This window comes from Deinococcus sp. (genome assembly GCF_025362455.1).
In the GTDB taxonomy this organism is placed as follows: domain Bacteria; phylum Deinococcota; class Deinococci; order Deinococcales; family Deinococcaceae; genus Deinococcus.
Genome location: NZ_JANYGJ010000262.1, coordinates 1 through 3,605, shown reverse-complemented (window position 1 = coordinate 3,605; position 3,605 = coordinate 1). Strand labels below are relative to the sequence as shown.

General features: G+C 67.5%; 2 protein-coding genes. Both read left to right on the top strand.

The features are described from left to right. Nucleotides 1–75: 75 nt before the first annotated feature. Nucleotides 76–2,511 carry a penicillin acylase family protein gene (locus tag Q0R23_RS17960; protein WP_293915296.1) on the top strand — a complete coding sequence of 812 codons (2,436 nt, stop codon included), beginning with the start codon at nt 76–78 and terminating at the stop codon, nt 2,509–2,511. Between the two features lie 91 nt (nt 2,512–2,602). Beyond that, nucleotides 2,603–3,605 (top strand): bifunctional oligoribonuclease/PAP phosphatase NrnA (locus Q0R23_RS17955; RefSeq protein ID WP_293915294.1); only part of this gene is annotated, 1,003 nt, incomplete at its 3' end.

Below are 3,605 nucleotides of genomic sequence, written 5' to 3'. Positions count from 1 at the left end.
TTATGTCTACCAATATACCCCGCTATGCCCTCCAAGTCAAATTTATGCATCCGGTGCTACCCTGAGCGCACCGACATGACCACACTCAAGACGAGAAGGAAGGGGCGCAGGCGGCTGCTCCGGGGCCTGGGCGCCGTGCTGGTGGTGCTGCTGCTGGCCGTGCTGGGCGCCATACTGTACCTGGGCGCCGCCACCGCCGCCAAGGTGACGGGCAATCTGGTGTTGCCGGGCCTGAAGGGACCAGTCACCGTGACCCGCGACGCCTGGGGCGTGCCGCATATCGTGGCAGTGGCCTCCGACGAGGACGCCATAGAAGCGCTGGGCTTCGTTCACGCGCAGGACCGGCTGTGGCAGATGGAGTTTCAGCGCCGCGTCGTCCAGGGCCGCCTGAGCGAAGTGCTGGGGGCGCCCGCGCTGGAGCAGGACAAGTTCCTGCGAACCTGGGGCTTTCAGCGGGCCGCCCAGAGCATCCTGCCCTCCCTCTCGCCGCGCAGCCGGGCACTGGTCAGCGCCTATACGCGGGGCGTGAACGCCGGGATCGCCCAGAACAAACTGCCGCTGGAATTTCGCATCCTCGGCTTTGCCCCCGAACCCTGGACGGACACCGACAGCGTGTCGTGGAGCAAGCTGCTGGCCTTCGACCTCGGCGGCAACTGGGAAGAGGAGTTGCTGGGCTCACAGGTGGTTGGCAAGCTCGGCCAGGACGCGCTCGGCGAGATCATGCCGCCTTACCCGGCGGGCGCCCCGACCATCCTCAGTGCGGACGAATTGAAGAGTTCGGCGGCGGCGGTGAAGTCCGGACCGAATGCTGGCGCCGTTCTGCCTGTGTCCAGTCTGCCCCAATCCAGTCTGCCCCAATCCAGTCTGCCCCCATCCAGCCTGAACAGTTTGCGTGCCCAGCTCGCCGCCGCCCGCTCGCTGGGCTTCGGGCTCTCTCCGGGCAAGGGCAGCAACGACTGGGTGATCGCCGGAACGCGCACCGAGAGCGGCAAACCCCTGCTGGCCGACGACCCGCACCTGGCGCTCAGCGCGCCGATGCTGTGGTATCTGGCCGATGTGAGGGGCCCCACGCTGCACTCCATCGGCGCCAGCCTGCCGGGGCTGCCCGCCGTCGTGATCGGGCGCAACGACAACGTGGCCTGGGGCGTCACCAACGTCAACCCCGACGTGCAGGATCTGTATATCGAGCCCACCGGGACGCCGCTCAAGAGCCGCACCGAGGTCATCAAAGTCAAAGGCCAGCCGGACGTGAATCTGGTGGTGCAGGAGAGCCGTCACGGCCCGGTCATTTCTGGCGTCAATGGCGACGCCGAAGCGCTCGGCCCGCTCGTCGCCCTGCGCTGGACCGCGCTCGATCCCGGCGACACCACCCTGGACGCCTTTCTGGGCCTGAACTACGCCCGCAACTGGACGGACTTCACGGCGGCCCTGTCGCGCTACGTGGCGCCCAGCCAGAACTTCGTCTACGCCGATACCCAGGGCAACACCGGCTATTACGCGCCGGGCCGGGTGCCGATCCGTAGCAGCACTGGGTCTGGTTGGGACGGCAGCCTGCCGGTGCCGGGCGACGGCAGCCGCGAGTGGGGCGGGTTTATTCCCTTCGCCAAGTTGCCGCACACCTACAACCCCGCCGATGGGCTGATCGTCAGCGCCAACAACAAAGTCGTGCCCGGCAGCTACCCCTATGCGCTGGGCAACGAGCGCAACTGGGCCGAGCCGTACCGCGCCGAGCGCTTAGTCGCGCTGCTGACCCGCCCGGTCAAACTGACCATCGACGACGTGAAGGCCGTGCAGCTCGACACCACCAGCCTGGTCTGGCGCGACCTGAAACCGCTGCTGCTGGCGACCAAGCCGGAGGGTGCGTTGAGCACGAGGGCGCTGGACATTCTCAAGACCTGGGACGGCAATGAGCGGGCCGAGGCCGCCGCGCCGCTGATCTTCGAGGCGTGGCTGATGAAGCTGGAGGGGCTGGCACAGGACGAGCTGGGCAACACTGGCCAGCTCACCGGCCTGGCGGTCTACAACGCCCTGAAGTCCGGCAGTCCGCTGTGCGCTGTAAAAGGTCAGGGTGACTGCGCGGCGTGGCGAACGGACACACTCAAAGCTGCCGTGACCGACCTCGGCGCCCGTCTGGACAGCAACCCCGACGCCTGGGTCTACGGCAAACTGCACACCGTCGCCAGCAACCACCGGGCCTTCGGCAACGTGAAAGCGCTGGCCTGGCTGTTCAACCGCAGCGCTCCGACGTCCGGCGGCACCAACACCGTCAACGTGGCGCGGCCCGAGGTCGGCACCTTCCGGCAGACACATGGCCCCAGCTACCGTCAGATCGTGGACCTGGCCGACCCGAACAGAAGCGTGTATATCGGCACGCTGGGCCAGGGCGGCAACCCGATTGGGCCGCACTACGCCGACCAGTTGCCGCTGTGGCAGCGCGGCGAGTACATTCCCATGAGCAGTAACCCCGCCGACTGGGGCAACACGCAGGTGCTGGAGCTGAGGGGCGAGTAGCGAGCGGTACCGGGTTGAATTTGAAATAGGTCAAAACTGAAACAGGTCGAATCTGACTGCTTCTCAGCCCAGGCTGTCTATACTCGCAGCAATGAGTCCCCAGAATGCCGCCGAACCCCGTTACGCCGAGCTGATTCAGCAGGCCGCCGAGACGCTGATGTCTCACCCCGGCCCCATTGTGGTGCTGGCCCACGTCGATCCCGACGGCGACGCGCTGGGCAGTTGCCTGGGCCTGCAACGGGCGCTGCGCTCCATCGGCAAGGCCGCCCAGACCTATATGGACGTGCCGCGCTACCTCAACTTCCTGCCCGAACCCGGCGAGGTGCTGCCCGCGCTGGAAGAGTGGCCTGCCGGTGCCCTGGCCGCCGTGCTGGACGTGGACAACACTGAGGCCGCCCGCGTCGCCGGGGCTGACCTGAGCACTTTTACCGGGCCGGTGGTCAACATCGATCACCACGGCACCAACCGCCGCCAGGCCACCGTCAGCGTGGTGGACCCCTCGCAGGCGGCCACCGCCATGATGGTCAAGGACGTGGTGGACGCCCTGGGTGCCGTTTGGAGCAGCGGGGTCGCCACGCCGCTGCTGCTGGGCACCAACACCGACACCGGCTCGTTCAGGTTTTCCAACACCACGCCCCAGGTGCTGCGGGCCGCCGCCGACCTGGTCGAGCACGGCGCCGAGCTGGCCTGGATCAACGACCAGCTCGCCCGCAATCCCCAGCGCTACTACTCGCTGCTGCGCGAGGTGCTCGACCAGATGCAGTTCTCCGCCGACGGGCTGATCGTCCGCTCGCGCATCGACGAGGCCGCCCTTACGCGCACCAACGCGGGCTGGGAAGATGTCGAGTCGTATGTCAACACCATCCGCAACGCCGACGGCGCCGAGCTGGCCGTGATGTTCAAGGATTACGGTCAGCGGGTCAAGCTCTCGCTGCGCTCACGCGGCACGGTCAGCGCCCAGAACATCGCGGTGGCCCTGGGCGGGGGAGGCCACGTCGCCGCCGCCGGAGCCTCGGTCACGGCGCCGTATGCCGAAGCGCTGGAGCTGTTCGAAGCCGCCGCCGACGAGGAGTTGAAGCGGGTGGGGCTGCGGT